The 13634-nt window shown below is 68.9% G+C and carries 13 protein-coding genes; 2 read left to right on the top strand and 11 right to left on the bottom strand.

The genetic code is table 11. The annotated features are described in order from the left end of the window. Positions 1-9: 9 nt before the first annotated feature. The 7 genes from UCD39_RS20780 to ccmA form a co-directional block, all read right to left on the bottom strand. Positions 10-2007, bottom strand: a complete 1998-nt coding sequence (locus UCD39_RS20780; RefSeq protein WP_330497691.1) for a heme lyase CcmF/NrfE family subunit — start codon at positions 2005-2007, stop codon at positions 10-12. Between the two features lie 23 nt (positions 2008-2030). Beyond that, positions 2031-2537, bottom strand: a complete 507-nt coding sequence (ccmE, locus tag UCD39_RS20775; protein ID WP_322482567.1) for a cytochrome c maturation protein CcmE — start codon at positions 2535-2537, stop codon at positions 2031-2033. After that, entirely contained in the window at positions 2534-2758 is a 225-nt protein-coding gene (ccmD, locus tag UCD39_RS20770; protein ID WP_330497690.1) for a heme exporter protein CcmD, read from the bottom strand. Before ccmD ends, ccmE begins: the two co-directional genes overlap by 4 nt. Positions 2759-2898: 140 nt before the next feature. After that, a complete protein-coding gene (locus UCD39_RS20765; RefSeq protein WP_145734832.1) occupies positions 2899-3615 on the bottom strand; it encodes a heme ABC transporter permease in 717 nt (238 codons plus the stop codon). A gap of 106 nt (positions 3616-3721) precedes the next feature. After that, positions 3722-4270, bottom strand: a complete 549-nt coding sequence (locus UCD39_RS20760) for a hypothetical protein (RefSeq protein ID WP_330497689.1) — start codon at positions 4268-4270, stop codon at positions 3722-3724. Positions 4271-4285: 15 nt separating this feature from the next. Next, positions 4286-4942 (bottom strand): heme exporter protein CcmB, encoded by a 657-nt coding sequence (gene ccmB, locus UCD39_RS20755; protein ID WP_330497688.1) that lies wholly within the window; start codon positions 4940-4942, stop codon positions 4286-4288. Further along, on the bottom strand, positions 4942-5631 hold the full coding sequence (gene ccmA / locus UCD39_RS20750; protein ID WP_330497687.1) for a heme ABC exporter ATP-binding protein CcmA: 690 nt from the start codon (positions 5629-5631) through the stop codon (positions 4942-4944). Before ccmA ends, ccmB begins: the two co-directional genes overlap by 1 nt. Before the next feature lie 996 nt (positions 5632-6627). Between ccmA and UCD39_RS20745 the strand changes: the two genes are divergently transcribed. Beyond that, positions 6628-7758, top strand: a complete 1131-nt coding sequence (locus tag UCD39_RS20745; RefSeq protein ID WP_330497686.1) for a type III PLP-dependent enzyme — start codon at positions 6628-6630, stop codon at positions 7756-7758. Between the two features lie 92 nt (positions 7759-7850). Here UCD39_RS20745 and UCD39_RS20740 read toward each other — a convergent pair whose 3' ends face one another. Then, positions 7851-10304: a GAF domain-containing sensor histidine kinase gene (locus tag UCD39_RS20740; RefSeq protein ID WP_330497685.1), complete on the bottom strand. Its 2454-nt coding sequence runs from the start codon at positions 10302-10304 to the stop codon at positions 7851-7853. A gap of 307 nt (positions 10305-10611) precedes the next feature. Here UCD39_RS20740 and UCD39_RS20735 point away from each other — a divergent pair, with 307 nt between their 5' ends. Beyond that, positions 10612-11694 carry a hypothetical protein gene (locus UCD39_RS20735; protein WP_330497684.1) on the top strand — a complete coding sequence of 361 codons (1083 nt, stop codon included), beginning with the start codon at positions 10612-10614 and terminating at the stop codon, positions 11692-11694. A 115-nt stretch (positions 11695-11809) separates the two neighbouring features. On the opposite strand, the gene UCD39_RS20730 is transcribed toward UCD39_RS20735, so the two are convergent. The 3 genes from UCD39_RS20730 to UCD39_RS20720 all read right to left on the bottom strand — a co-directional run bounded on the left by UCD39_RS20730 (position 11810) and on the right by UCD39_RS20720 (position 13613). Then, positions 11810-12463 carry an exopolysaccharide biosynthesis protein gene (locus UCD39_RS20730; protein ID WP_330497683.1) on the bottom strand — a complete coding sequence of 218 codons (654 nt, stop codon included), beginning with the start codon at positions 12461-12463 and terminating at the stop codon, positions 11810-11812. A gap of 127 nt (positions 12464-12590) precedes the next feature. Continuing rightward, positions 12591-13109: an isoprenylcysteine carboxylmethyltransferase family protein gene (locus UCD39_RS20725; RefSeq protein ID WP_330497682.1), complete on the bottom strand. Its 519-nt coding sequence runs from the start codon at positions 13107-13109 to the stop codon at positions 12591-12593. 159 nt (positions 13110-13268) lie between these two features. Next, positions 13269-13613, bottom strand: coding sequence for a cupredoxin domain-containing protein (locus tag UCD39_RS20720; RefSeq protein WP_330497681.1), 345 nt, complete (start codon positions 13611-13613; stop codon positions 13269-13271). Positions 13614-13634 lie beyond the last annotated feature (21 nt).

Below are 13634 nucleotides of genomic sequence, written 5' to 3'. Positions count from 1 at the left end.
CGGGGGACCTTATTCGGCGGGGGCCGGCGGCAGGGCGGCGGTGCGGGGCAGAATGCGCTTCAGCGGTACGCCCACGCGCAGGCGGCGGTCGGACAGGCTGACCAGCCCGCCGGCCATCATGAGGATGGAGCCCACCCAGATCCACGGCACCAGGGGGTGGCGATAGAAGCGGGTGTTGTAGCCGGTGCCATCCGGCGCCGGCTCGCCCACCACGGCATAGAGGTCACTGAAGAAATTGGTGTGGATGGCCGCGCCCGTCGTCGTCATGCGCGTGACGGGGTAGAAGCGCTGCTCCGGCGCCAGGGTGGCCACGAAGTCGCCGTGGCGGGTGACGGTCAGCACGGCGCGGCGGGCGGTGTAGTTGGGGCCCGGCGCCTCCGCCACGCTGTCCAGGCGGAAACTGTAGCCGGCCACGTCCACCGACTGGCCGATGTGCAGCACCTGGATGGCCTCGGACGTCCAGGCGGAGGTGCCGACCATGCCGGCCACCGCCACGCCCAGCCCGGCATGCGCCAGGGCGGTGCCCCAGGCGCCCCGCGGCAGGTGGCGGGCACGGCTGAGACTGTCGGCCAGGGGGATGCGGAACAGGCGGATGCGGTCGGTCACGTCCACCACGGCGCCCATGACGGCCCAGCCGGCCAGGCCCAAGGCCAGAAGGGCCAGCACCGGCTTGGTACCCGCCAGCCAGAGCCCGGCCAGGGCGGCCACCACGCCCACCAGCGCCGCGATCTTCAGCCGGCCCAGCACGCCGGCCAGGTCCGCCCGCTTCCACGACAGCAGGGGGCCCATCGCCATGACCGCCACCACCGGCACCATCAGGGGCACGAAGGTGGCGTTGAAGAAGGGCGGGCCGATGGAAATCTTGCCCCCGCCGACCGCGTCCATGAACAGGGGATAGAGGGTGCCCAGGAAGACGGTGGCGCAGGCGGTGGACAGCAGCAGGTTGTTGAGCACCAGTCCGCCCTCGCGGCTGATGGGCGCGAACAGGCCGCCAGCCTTCAGGATAGGCGCGCGCAACGCGTAAAGCAGCAGGCCGCCGCCAGTCGCCACCACCAGCAGCGCCAGGATGAAGACGCCGCGCGCCGGGTCGGAGGCGAAGGCGTGGACGGAGGTCAGCACGCCGGAGCGCACCAGGAAGGTGCCCATGAGCGACAGGGTGAAGGTGACGATGGCCAGCAGGATGGTCCAGCTTTTCAGCGTGTCGCGCTTCTCCACCACGATGGCGGAATGCAGCAGCGCCGTGCCGGCCAGCCAGGGCATGAGGCTGGCGTTTTCCACCGGGTCCCAGAACCACCAGCCCCCCCAGCCCAGGGTGTAGTAGGACCACCACGACCCCATGGCGATGCCCAGCGTCAGCGATGACCAGGCGATCAGCGTCCACGGGCGCACCCAGCGGGCCCAAGCGGCGTCCACCCGTCCCTCGATCAGCGCGCCGGCGGCGAAGGAGAAGCAGAGGCTGAATCCAACATAGCCCAGGTAGAGGAAGGGCGGGTGGAAGGCCAAGCCCGGGTCCTGCAGCAGGGGGTTCAGGTCGTGGCCATTCAGCGGCGCCGGATCCACCCGGGTGAAGGGGTTGCTGGTGGCGACCATGAACCACAGGAAGCCGACGCCGATCATGCCCTGGACCGCCAGGACGCGAGCCCTCAGCGATGCCGGCAGGTTGCGGCCGAAGGCGGCCACCATCGCGCCGAACAGGGCCAGGATGAACACCCACAGGACCAGCGAGCCCTCATGGTTGCCCCAGACGCCGGCGACCTTGTAGAGCATGGGCTTGTCGGTGTGGCTGTTCTCCACCACGTTCAGGACGCTGAAGTCCGACACGACATGGGCGTAGGTCAGGGCGCCGAAGGCCAGCGCCAGGGCGGCGAACTGGCAGTAGGCGGCGGTGCGCCCCACCTCCATCATCCCCCGGTCGCCGCGGGCCGCGCCCCACAACGGGATGACGGACTGCACCAAGGCCACGACCAGCGCCAGAATCAGCGCGTAGTGTCCAAGCTCGGGGATCATGGGGCGTCGTCCGGAATGGTCGTTCAGGGATGGGTGCGCAGGGTGGAGGTCTGATGCTCCTCCCCCGCTGCAACGGGGGCGCCACCAGGGGGGGCGTCACCGGGCTTGCCGGGATGGCCGGCGCGTTTCAGGGCGTCGGCCACGTCGGGCGGCATGTATTTCTCATCATGCTTGGCCAGCAGCTCGGTCGCGGTGAACACGCCGTCGGGGCCCAGCTTGCCCTCCGCCACCACGCCCTGCCCCTCGCGGAACAGGTCGGGCAGGATGCCGGTGTAGGTGACGGGCAGCGACTTGGCGGTGTCGGTCACCTGGAAGGTGACGGTCATCCCGCCCTCGCGCTTCAGGCTGCCGGCCTCGACCAGCCCGCCGATGCGTACCGTGCGCCCGCCCGGCGGCTTGGCCGCCAGGTCGGACGGGCTGTAGAAGAAGACGATGTTGTCACGGAAGGCCGACAGGGTCAGCGCCGTGGCGGTGCCCAGGCCCAGCAGGGCCAGCACCAGGATCATCAGGCGGCGGCGTTTGCGTGTCATGGTGTGGTCTCGGCGGCAGGGGTAGCCGATGTGGGGGCCGGGGACGCCTTGGCTTCACGCCGGCGGCGCGGCTTGGCCGCTTCCAGCGTGGCCAGGGTGCGCTCCACCCGGCGCAAGCCGGACAGGCTGAGCACCAGCAGCCCCACCAGGATCACAGTGGCCGCCCCGTAAGATGACCACACATAGGCGGCATATCCGCCCATCGACAGGAACCCGTCCATCACACTCTCACCCAAAGGCCCGCCACCCGGAGGCCCCCTTGAGGGACCGCGAAGCCGGAACAGGCATCAAACTATCACGCTGGCGAAACGAGCGCCGCCGGTCCGGTTGTCCCACTCTCCCGGGCCCGCCATTCCGAGGCTCAGCCCGCCTGGCCCAGACGCAGGGTCTGCACCCGGCGCGCCGCCAGCCCGGCCCGGATGCGCAGGATGACGACGGCGAAGAAATAGCTCTGGAAGGCCACGGCCAGCAGCAGCAGGGGCCACAGCATGCTGGCGGCGATGGTGGGGCCGCCCAGGCGGAACACGCTGGCCGGCTGGTGCAGGGTGTTCCACCACTCCACCGAAAACTTGATGATGGGCACGTTCACGGCCCCTACCAGCAACAGGATGTTGCCGGCCTTGTTCCCCCGCGCCGGATCATCGAAGGCGTCCACCAGGGCCATGTAGCCGAGGTAGAGGAAGAACAGCACCAGCACGCTGGTCAGCCGCGCGTCCCATACCCACCAAGTGCCCCACATGGGGGCGCCCCACAGCGACCCGGTCAGCAGGCACAGGGCGGTGAAACCAGCGCCCAGGGGGGCGGCCGCCTTGGCGTAGACCTCGGCCAGGGGATGCTTCCACACCAGGGCGGCGGCGGCGGCCACGGCCATGGTGCTGTAGGTGAACATGCTCATCCACGCGGCGGGCACATGGATGTACATGATGCGCACGGTGTCGCCCTGCTGGTAGTCCGGCGGCGAGGCGATCAGGCCCAGATACAGCCCGGCCGCGAAACAGACCACCGACAGGCCGGCCACCCATGGCAGCACGGCGTTGGCGATCTTCAGAAAGCGGGCGGGGTTGGCGAAACGATGCATGGCCCCGTTATGTACCACGCCCGCCGGCCTTTGCCATCGGGATACGCCGTAAATTGATATGGATCACGCCCAATGATGTAGGGGGCGAATGATCGTGACGTTGGCTTTACGGCAGACGCAGGGACCGCATGATTTCCAGGGCCGTCTCTTCCCATCCGGGGCGGAGGCCCGGCTCTCGCCAATAAGACAGCACCGTTTGGAATGACCGGCCCTTGATGGTGCATAGATAGATGATGCTGACTTCAAAGGTATTCGGGCCGACCTCGTCGGCAATGGCCAGCCGTTCGATGTCGCCGCAGGCATCGGGGTCTTCGGTCTGGCGCGGAATGACCGTGTCGCTCAAAACTTGATCGACATTCTCCCCCTCGCGGTAGGTGGTGCTGGGCTTGCCGGGAACCGGCGGTGTCAATTCGCCCAAGCTGATCATCGCTTCGCCATGGACGATGACGACCCCTTCCTCCCGTTCATGGGTGCTGGTCAGGAACAGCTCGTTGCCCGCCTCATCCCACCGCACCCATTGTGACGGGTAGCGTGCCTCCATCCCCCCTTGGCGAAACACCTTCCAGCCGGTGGTGGAGAGTCCATCACCGGCAGCCGCCATCATCGGGGCCAGCAGCGCCAACACACTGATGAGCGCACGAAAATTCGGGATCATGCTTTCGCCATCGCCTCACTCATGCGCCGCCCGCAGCGCGGCGGCGATGGCCAGCGGGGCCAGGACCAGCGCGCCGCACAGCATGCCGCCCAGCAGCAGCAGGTGCGGCCGGGGGGAAAGGCCGGACAGGCCGGCGTCCAGGCCGGCGGCGGCGAAGATCAGCACGGGGATGTACAGCGGCAGCACCAGCAGGGGCAGCAGCACGCCGCTGCGCCGGGCGCCGAGGGTCAGGGCGGCCCCGACGGCGCCGATGACGCTGAGCAGCGGCGTGACCAGGGCGAGGGTGCCGACCAGCAGGCCCAATTGGTCCACCGGCATGCGCAGCAGCAGGGCCAGCAGGGGCGCCACCAGCATCAGGGGCACGCCCGTCACCAGCCAGTGGGCCGCCACCTTGGCGACGGCCACCCCCTCCGCCGGCAGCGGCGACAGCAGCAGCAGTTCCAGGCTGCCGTCCTCGTAGTCGCCCTGGAACAGCCGCTCCATGGACAACAGCGCCGCCAGCAGGGCCGCGATCAGCAGCACGCCGGGGGCGATGCGGGTCAGCACGTTGGGTTCCGGCCCGACGCCGAAGGGGAACAGCACCACGCACAGCACGAAGAACATCAGGGCGGCGGTGGCGTCGCTGCCCTGGCGCAACACCAGGCGCAGGTCGCGCAGGATGAGACGGAGCATCAGGCGGCGTCCTCCGCCCCGTCATCCCCGTCCTGGCCTTCATCCTCCTCGACCGGCGTGAACGCGGCCAGGTCGAGAACATCTCCGCCCGGAGTCGCCAGGTCGATATGGGTGGACAGCACGACCCGCCCGCCCTGGGCGCGGTGGCGGGCGATGGCGTCCTCCAGCAGCGCGACGGAAGCACGGTCCAGGCCCACGGTGGGTTCATCCAGCAGCCACAGGGGCGCCGGCGCCGCCACCAGGCGCGCCAGGGACAGGCGGCGGCGCTGCCCGGCGGACAGGAAACGGCCCGGCACGTCGGCGATGGCATCGATGGCGAAGGCGGCCAGGGCCGCGTCCACCCTGGCCCCACCCATGCCGCCCCCGCCGCGCAAGCCCGCCCAGAAAGCCACCATCTCCCGGCAGGTGAAGCTGGCCTTCACCGCGTCGAGGTGGCCGACATAATGCAGGCGGGCGCGGTGGGCCTCCGGGTCCTGGTCCAAGGACACGCCATCCCAGGCGATGATGCCGCGCAGGGGCTTCAGCAAACCGGCCATCAGGCGCAGCAGCGTGGACTTGCCGCTGCCATTGGGCCCCACCAGGGTCAGGCAGCTCCCCGCGGCCAGTTGGAAGTCCAGATCCTGGAACACCAGGCGCCCGCCGCGCAGGCACAGCAGATCATGGCCGGTGAAGAGAGCGGTTGAGGTCATGGGCCTTGGGCGCCGGAGTCGGAAGGGCCCCGACTATAGGCCGCACGCCCCGGCACCTCAAAGCGCTGGATCAATAGCTGCCGGTGATGAGGCCCATGAGGCGCCCAACATTTGTGGGCGCAAAACGAAGCGCAGCAATAAGGCCACGACCGTGGCCACCGGACCTTTCCAGGGAACGCAGTGAACTGGAAAGGGAGGATAAGCCCAGCGGGTGGATGCCCGCGCCCGGCGCCTGAGGGAACCGATAAAAAGAAAAACGGCCACCGCGGGGGGCAGGTGCGGTGGCCGTTTGATACACCAGCCGGGGCAGGCTGGAGAGGACACCTCCGGTAGGCCGGTCGGGGGAGACCGGGCGGGAGGGGCTTCCGACCCCGGCAGGGGGTCAATGTCGCGTCGTCCTCTATGCGCATAAGGCCACCGCGACATGGCCAATTTGGGCCGCAAAAGTGGCGAAATTGAGATTTGTGGTGGGGCAGCCGCACCACCGAAACGCCGGCTTGGCCATGTCGTCGCAGGCCCGCCGTGACCCGAAAAAAATCGCTGTGCATCCCCGGCTTTCCATCTTATATAGCGCGTAGTCGCAGCGCACGTGCCTATGGCCGCGGGCGGAATGGTTCCCCCGTCGGTTATGCAACGACGTAACGCGTATCCTCGTCCGTCCCTTAAGCAAGGCGGCGAATTGGAGGCTACGATGGTTGATGTTGTTGTCGGTGGGCACGCGCCCGCCTTTCCTCGATCCCTCGCCCCCGCTCTGATGCAGAGTCGGGTGGGCCATGATCAGGCGGTCGTCAGTCAGACCGGGCCGGTGCTTTGCGTTTTCCTCGCGCCGCCTGGGCATATCTCCAGTATCTGACCCGTTCGGGCCGGCCGTTTCATCGGCACGCTTGAACGGACCCGGGCCGTCGCCCGGTTAAGTGAACGGACCCGGGCCATTGCCCGGCCAAGCCCCCATTCCCGATCCATCCCCTGATATGCCTTTTGGCCTCGGAGTCATCGATGACCGAGAAGATCGCTCGTTTTTTCGCTGAGAACACGCCCGCCACCCCCTGCCTGGTGGTTGACCTGGACGTCGTCGCCGGTAACTACGGCAACCTGCGCGACGCCCTGCCCGAGGCCCGCATCTTCTATGCCGTGAAGGCCAACCCGGCGCCGGAGATCCTGAAGCTGCTGGTCGAGCAGGGGTCCTGCTTCGACACCGCCAGCCTGCCGGAAATCCAGTATTGCCTGGACGCCGGCGCCACCGCCGACCGCATCAGCTTCGGCAACACCATCAAGAAGGCGTCGGATATCGCCCGCGCCCACGCCCTGGGCATCAGCCTGTTCGCCTTCGACAGCCGGGAAGAGCTGGAGAAGATCGCCGAGCACGCCCCCGGCGCCCGCGTGTTCTGCCGCATCCTGACCTCGGGCGAAGGTGCCGACTGGCCGCTGTCGCGCAAGTTCGGCTGCGAGCCTGACATGGCGGCGGAGCTGCTGCTGGCCGCCTCCACCCTGAACGTCGTGCCCTATGGCGTGTCCTTCCATGTCGGCTCGCAGCAGCGCGACCTGACCCAGTGGGACAAGGCCCTGGCCCAGACCGCCGAGATCTTCCGCACCCTGGAAGAGCAGGGCGTGATGCTGCGCATGGTGAACCTGGGCGGCGGCTTCGCCACCCGCTACCTGAAGGACATCCCCAGCGAGGGTGAGTACGGCAACGCCATCGAGGCCTCGCTGCGCAAGCATTTCGGCAACCGCCTGCCCGAAACCATCATCGAGCCGGGCCGCAGCATGGTGGGCAACGCCGGGGTCATCCGCTCGGAAGTGGTGCTGATTTCGCGCAAGTCGCACCGCGACGACCGCCGCTGGGTCTATCTGGACATCGGCAAGTTCGGCGGCTTGGCCGAGACCATGGACGAAGCCATCAAGTATCCCATCCAGACGCCCCACGATGGCGGCGACGCGGAGCCGGTCATCCTGGCCGGCCCGACCTGCGACAGCGCCGATGTGCTGTATGAGAAGGCCGAATACCGGCTGCCGGTGGACCTGCGCATCGGCGACAAGGTCGACATCCTGGCGACCGGCGCCTACACCACCACCTACTCCGCCGTGAACTTCAACGGTTTCTCGCCGCTGGCCTCCTACTACATCTGATCCCTAGATGCGGTGACCCTGGCCTTTGGCTGGGCCATAAGGCGTTTGGTTTCGAGCCCCCGGAAGCCCCGCTTCCGGGGGTTTCGTTTGCCTCAGGCGCCCTTGTCGCCCAAGGCGGCCGCCAAAACAGCGGGCGCCAGAGCGACGGAAGGCACGGCACCGGGAACCGGGCTGATCCGGCCGGCGTCGCCGATACCGCCGGTCAACAGGCGCTGGCTGGGCAGGACCAGGGACACGGTGGTACCCTGTCCTAGCCGCGAGACGATGTCCAGACGGCCGCCATGCAGCTCGGCCAGCCCCTTGGACAGCGACAGGCCCAGGCCGGTGCCCTGTGTGGTGCGGGCGTAGACGTTGTCGATCTGCTGGAACGGCACGAAGACCTTGGACAGGTCCGCATCCGCGATGCCGATGCCCGTGTCGCTGACGGCGATGACCATCTGCGCCTCGGCGTTGATGGTGGCGGTCAGCGACACCGTGCCGCCGGCTTCGGTGAACTTCACGGCGTTGGACAGCAGGTTCAGCAGGATCTGCTTGATCTTCACATCGTCCGCCAGCAGCGGCGGCAGGTCCGGGGCCATGGTGGTGACCAGATCGATGCGCTTTTCCAGGGCGCGGCCCCGGGCGATCCGCTCGCACCCGGCCACCAGGGCGGCCACGTCGCAGACCCGTTCCCGCAACTCGACCTTGCCCGCCTCGATCTTCGAGACGTCCAGGATGTCATTGATGATGGCGAGCAAGTGGCGCCCGCTGGCCACGATGTCGCCGGCATAGCCGGCGTTGGTCACCTGGTCGGGGGCCCGGCGCAAATCCCCCTCCAGCACCTCGGCGAAACCGATGATGGCGTTCAAGGGCGTGCGCAGCTCGTGGCTCATGTTGGCCAGGAACTCGGTCTTGGTGCGGTTGCCCAGCTCGGCCGCGGCCTTGGCGCGCTCCAACTCCTCCGCCCCGCGTTCGGCCGAAATGGCCACGGTGGCCAGGCGGCTGGCGCGGCGCGCCAGGTCCAGCATCCAGCCTTCCGGTGAGCGGGGCGATCGGAAATAGATGGCGAAGGCGCCCAGCGCGTGGCCGTCGCCCGCCAGAATGGGGATGGACCAGCAGGCGGCCAGGTCGGCCTCCGCCGCGGCGGCGCGGTAATCCAGCCATAGGGGATCGTTGGCGATGTCGGTGACGATGACGGGTTCGCCCCGGTGGATGGCCGTGCCGCAGGACCCGGCCGTCGGCCCCACCGGCGCGCCATCGACAGCGCGGGCGAAGGACGCGGGCAGGCTGGGGGCCGCCCCGGTGCGGATGTGCCGCCCGTCCGCGTCGGCCAGCACGATGGAGCAGAGCCCCCCCTCCAAATCCGCTTCCATGCCGGAACACAAGGCCGACAGCACCGTCGACAGGGGCGCGCGGCCGGCGGTCATGCCCAACACCTTGCGTTCCACCGTCAGCAGGCGCTCCGCCCGCTCCCGCCGCTGGGTCTCGCGCTCGATGCGGCGGGCGTGGGACCAATAGAGGGCCAGGGCGCTGTGCAGTTCCGCCACCGTCTCGTCCCGCCCCGTGCCCGGCACGGGGGCCGGCGACGGGGCCACCCGCCCCTCCGCCAGGTCGCGCATCAGCCGCGCGGTGCGCGAGACGGCGCCGAACACGCCCTGCCGCAGGGCCACCAGGATCACCAGCGTCAGCAGGGCGGCGCCGGCCAGCGGGGCGCCGGCCGCCACCGCCGCCCAGGCGGGTGCGGGCACGGGCACGGCCGCCCAGCGGTCCAGCGCCCGTGTGGCCACGGCCCCCACTTCGGCCAGGGCCGCCTGAGCCGCCACCGGATCCGGCTGGTGCTCCAGCTCTGAGCCGCTGGGCCCTTGCCCGGCAAGCGCGGTGGCGAAGCGCGCCATGGCGGCCGCCACGCCGGCGTCGGACGCCGGCATGGTGGCGCCGCGCCAATCCAGCAGCAGGGCGGTGGACGCGGCGGCGGACGCGCCGGTCACCGCATCCGCCCAGGCGAGGTCGGCGTCACGGCGGGCCGCCAGCGCGTCCGCCGCGACATCCGCATCCGGATTGGGCAAATCCTGAGCAGCCAGGGCGACCAGCTCGCGCACCAGGCGGCTTTCCGCCGTGGCCAGGGCCCGTTCCCCGGCCAGCCAGTCGCGCAGCAGCGGTGAATCGGGGGCTCTGGAAATTGCAGGAGCTGGGAAGGACTGGTTCAAGGACTGGTCCGCCGCCCGGCGCAGGCCCGCCAGTTCCTGGCGCACGCCAGCCAGCCGCTGGCGCGCGCCCTCCAACGGAGGAAGGGGCGGCAGGGCATCCAAGGCCGCGTCCAGCGCCCGGTCCGCCTGTCGCCGACGTTGCGCCAACTCCTCCACCAGGGCGGCACCCGGCGCGCGCAGGGCCAGGGCGGCCGCGGTCCACTGTGACGACTGGGCATCCATAGCCCCCGCCATGTCCCGCGCGGCCACCACCAGCAGGTGCGCCGATTGGGCGTCACGGGCCGTCCCCCAGGCCGCGCGCATGTCGGCGGCGGCCAACCCCAGTTGCAGGACCGCCAAGCCCGCGAGGGCAGCCATCATCGACCGGCGCATGATCCCGACCCGGCCCTTTTCCCCACGAAGCATCTCATTGGCGAAGTGATTCCAAGGCGCGCACCCTCTGCCTGTGCGTAACTGTATGCGCCGTGCCGAGAGGGCGCAAATGTGCAAGGGGGTGGGGTGGCGGCCCCGGCACCGCGCCCAGGACATGGCCAGGGCGTCGCATAGGCCCCACCCCTCCCGTCGAATACCGCCCTTGACCACACCCTCCATCGTCTATACCTGACGCAGGGTCGGGGCCGCCGTGTGGCCCCGACGCCCTGCCCTATGCCCCCGGATCCCGCCGCCGTTGACCTCCTCGCCCGCCCCTTCCGATGATGAGGTCGCCCCCGGTGATGTGCCGGCGGCCGCCGAGGCCGAGGTGCTGTTCGCGGATGACGATCGCGACGCCCTGCACATCCTGCCGCTGGGCATGATCCCGGTGCAGACGCCCGGCCTGAAGCGGGCGCGCCTGATCAAGAACGCGCGGCTGGAGACGGTGGTGGAGGTGTTCCAGGACCGGTCGGCCGGCAGCGGCCAGATCAACCCGGAACATTTGGCGACGATGTACCCGTCGCATCCCAAGGAAATGCGCGTGGACATGGCGCAGATCCACCGGCTGACGCAGCTGAACAGCTACGATGTCTACAGCCTGCGCATCGAGCTGCGCCGCCTGGGCATCCCGGTGGAGGATGTGACCTACCTGCGCCTGTCGGCGGGCAAGCGGCTAGAACTGACCACCTACATGCGCGACTTCACCCTGCCTTTGATCCAGCAGGTCTATGGGTCGGAGCAGCGGCCCATCAACGACATCGCCGACCTGTTCGAGCTGCTGGCCAACCCCGACCGGGAAGAGGCGCTGCGCAACCTGACCCTGCTGTCGCAGAAACTGAACGTGCAGCTTCAGGACATTCCCAGCTTCCTGGAGGAATACGGCGACGTCTTCCTGTCGCTGGCCTATTTCCGCAGCTGCCTGGACGGCCTGGTGCCGGAGGTGCAGCGCTTCATGGGCTGGGTGAACGAGGCGACCAAGAGCGAGATGGTCACCCGCGACCGCCTGATGATGAAGATGATCGGCGACGTCATGCGCATGCTGACGGGCATCACCACCTCCATCACCGGGCGGTTCGAGGCGTTCGACCGGCGCAGCAAGGATTTCTGGCACGACATCAACGCGGACAGCTTCCGCTCCGTCCGCGCACAGATCTCGGCCCACCATGTCACCATCGGCGGCGTGCTGTGCGGGCTGGCGGTGAAGATGGCCCTGTGGAAGGCGCGCTTCCCCCATGGCGGCGGCGGCCCCATGAAGCGGGTGGAGTTCGTGCGCTCCGAAATCCTGCCCGGCCTGGACCACATCAACCGCATCGAGAAGTCTGCCGCCGGCACCTCGTAAGGCGGGCGGACGCATCCCGCGTCCTTGTCCTCGATCTCCAGTCCGCCTTTGGCTCCCCGGAAATCTCCGGCGCCCGCGGTCGCGGGCTACCGCGAACCTTGAGTGAGGCGCCGCCTCACATCCCCAGCGCGTGCTCCAGCACGAACAACCCGCTTTTCAGCAGGGCAAGCAGCACGCCCCAGACCACGGCCACGGCGGCGATGCCGGTAGCCAGGCCCAGCAGCACCCACACCCCATCGCGCTCCAGCACGCCCAGGGCCACGACGCTGATGGCCACGGCGGGCAGCATGTTGCCCAGGGGGATGGGCAGGAACAGGATCAGGGCCAGCAGGAAGCACAGGGCGCCCACGGCGTTTTCCGCCGGAGGCCGCGCCAGCACGCCCAGGCGCGGCCGCAACATGCGCTCGGCCTTGGCCAGCCAGGGGGCCACCTTGGCCATCATGGCGGCGAAGTCCTTGCGCGCCAGCGACCGGTCGGCGATGAAGCGCGGCAGCCAAGGGCGCCGCCCCAGCGCCAGCTGCGCCGTCAGGAACAGCAGCGGCAGGCCCAGGACGGAGGAGGTGCCGGGCGGCATGGGTAGGGCGTTGGGCAGGGCGAAGACGAAGATGAGGGCACCCACCGCCCGGTCGCTGAGCGCCGTCAGCAGGTCGCCGATGGCCACGCGCTCCCGCCCCTCATCCGCCGCCAGGGCCTGCAGGATGTCGGACACCTTGGCGGACCGGGTGTCGGTGGCGGCAGCGTGACTGTCAGTGGCCTCACCCGCGGTCATGCTGTCCCTCTGCGTCCGTCCCTAATGCCCCCATCCACAGGGGAATCGCCCCCACAGGGGACCGCCCATTCAAGTGGGGGCGCCCCGCCCTCCGGTCCAGCGATTTTTCCCAGCCAACTTTTCCGGATCAGTAGGCGGCGAAGGTCTCGCGCATGGCCCGCTCCTCCTGCCGGATGCGGAGGGTCAGGGGGACGAGGTAGACGGCCAGGCCGATGACCAGGGTGTAGTAGGCGTGCAGCGTCAGGGCGAAGCCCACCAGTTCCGGCAGGATGTTCAGGAAGTAATTGGGGTGTCGCACCAGACGGAACAGCGGGTGGGTCACCAACTGGTGGTCGCGGGCGATCAGCAGCTTCACCGTCCACAGCCGCCCCAGCAGCCGCACCACCACCAGCAGCATGACGGCGCCGAACAAATAGATGGCGAAGCCGAAGCCGCTGACCGCGTCGATGGGCTCGGCCCGCACCAATCCCTCCACCGTCGCCGACAGGTAGAAGGCGATATGGGCGATGGTCAGCGCCAGGGTGTTGCGCGCCCCATGCTCCACCGCGCCATCGGCCCGCAGCGCCTTCTCATGCCGGATGGACACCGCCAGCAGGGCGAAGCGGTAGGCGAGGGCAAGGACGACGAACAGGATCAGCGCGGTCATGGCGGCAGGGGCCCCTCAAGGGATGAAAGTGGACGGCGCATCAATAGCATGCCGCCGCCGCCCCGGCCCATTGTACCGTCGCGATAGGATGGCAATGGCCCCGCTTATTGCCCAGCTGACCCGGAGCGCGTGGCGTGGAGCCCATGCCCTCGGCGTGCTTTAGGGGAGGTCTTTGGCGACATCGATGCTCATGGTCATTTGCGGATGGAAATCGCATGTCAAGTCGATATGGCCGGTCTCGGTGAAGTCCTGCGTCCTTTCCTGCCCCTGGCGCTGGGTATCCAGGCTCCAGGTCCGGCCAGCCGCGTGCAAGGTCAACCGGTGCGGCATGCCATCCTCGTTACGAAATACGACGGTATCGCCTTGAGCGATTTGCACACGGGCGGGAGCCAAGGTGCGGTCCTTCTCGATCACCACGACGGTGGCGGCCTGGGCGAAGTCCACGACAAACACGGCAGCCACGCCAGCGGCCATAGCCGTTAATAAGACTTTGTGACTTTGCATAATGCATCCTGGTTCAAAATG

It is taken from the genome of Nitrospirillum karajorum (assembly GCF_036348415.1).
In the GTDB taxonomy this organism is placed as follows: Bacteria; Pseudomonadota; Alphaproteobacteria; order Azospirillales; family Azospirillaceae; genus Nitrospirillum; species Nitrospirillum amazonense_B.
The sequence above is the reverse complement of the archived record's forward strand: the minus strand, read 5'-3'. Positions and strand labels throughout refer to the sequence as shown.

What these genes read in the sequence shown, in the direction of transcription:
- UCD39_RS20780 (WP_330497691.1), bottom strand. Translation starts at nt 2,007, where the DNA reads ATGATCCCCGAGCTTGGACACTACGCGCTGATTCTGGCGCTGGTCGTG.
- ccmE (WP_322482567.1), bottom strand. Translation starts at nt 2,537, where the DNA reads ATGACACGCAAACGCCGCCGCCTGATGATCCTGGTGCTGGCCCTGCTG.
- ccmD (WP_330497690.1), bottom strand. Translation starts at nt 2,758, where the DNA reads ATGGACGGGTTCCTGTCGATGGGCGGATATGCCGCCTATGTGTGGTCA.
- UCD39_RS20765 (WP_145734832.1), bottom strand. Translation starts at nt 3,615, where the DNA reads ATGCATCGTTTCGCCAACCCCGCCCGCTTTCTGAAGATCGCCAACGCC.
- UCD39_RS20760 (WP_330497689.1), bottom strand. Translation starts at nt 4,270, where the DNA reads ATGATCCCGAATTTTCGTGCGCTCATCAGTGTGTTGGCGCTGCTGGCC.
- ccmB (WP_330497688.1), bottom strand. Translation starts at nt 4,942, where the DNA reads ATGCTCCGTCTCATCCTGCGCGACCTGCGCCTGGTGTTGCGCCAGGGC.
- ccmA (WP_330497687.1), bottom strand. Translation starts at nt 5,631, where the DNA reads ATGACCTCAACCGCTCTCTTCACCGGCCATGATCTGCTGTGCCTGCGC.
- UCD39_RS20745 (WP_330497686.1), top strand. Translation starts at nt 6,628, where the DNA reads ATGACCGAGAAGATCGCTCGTTTTTTCGCTGAGAACACGCCCGCCACC.
- UCD39_RS20740 (WP_330497685.1), bottom strand. Translation starts at nt 10,304, where the DNA reads ATGATGGCTGCCCTCGCGGGCTTGGCGGTCCTGCAACTGGGGTTGGCC.
- UCD39_RS20730 (WP_330497683.1), bottom strand. Translation starts at nt 12,463, where the DNA reads ATGACCGCGGGTGAGGCCACTGACAGTCACGCTGCCGCCACCGACACC.
- UCD39_RS20725 (WP_330497682.1), bottom strand. Translation starts at nt 13,109, where the DNA reads ATGACCGCGCTGATCCTGTTCGTCGTCCTTGCCCTCGCCTACCGCTTC.
- UCD39_RS20720 (WP_330497681.1), bottom strand. Translation starts at nt 13,613, where the DNA reads ATGCAAAGTCACAAAGTCTTATTAACGGCTATGGCCGCTGGCGTGGCT.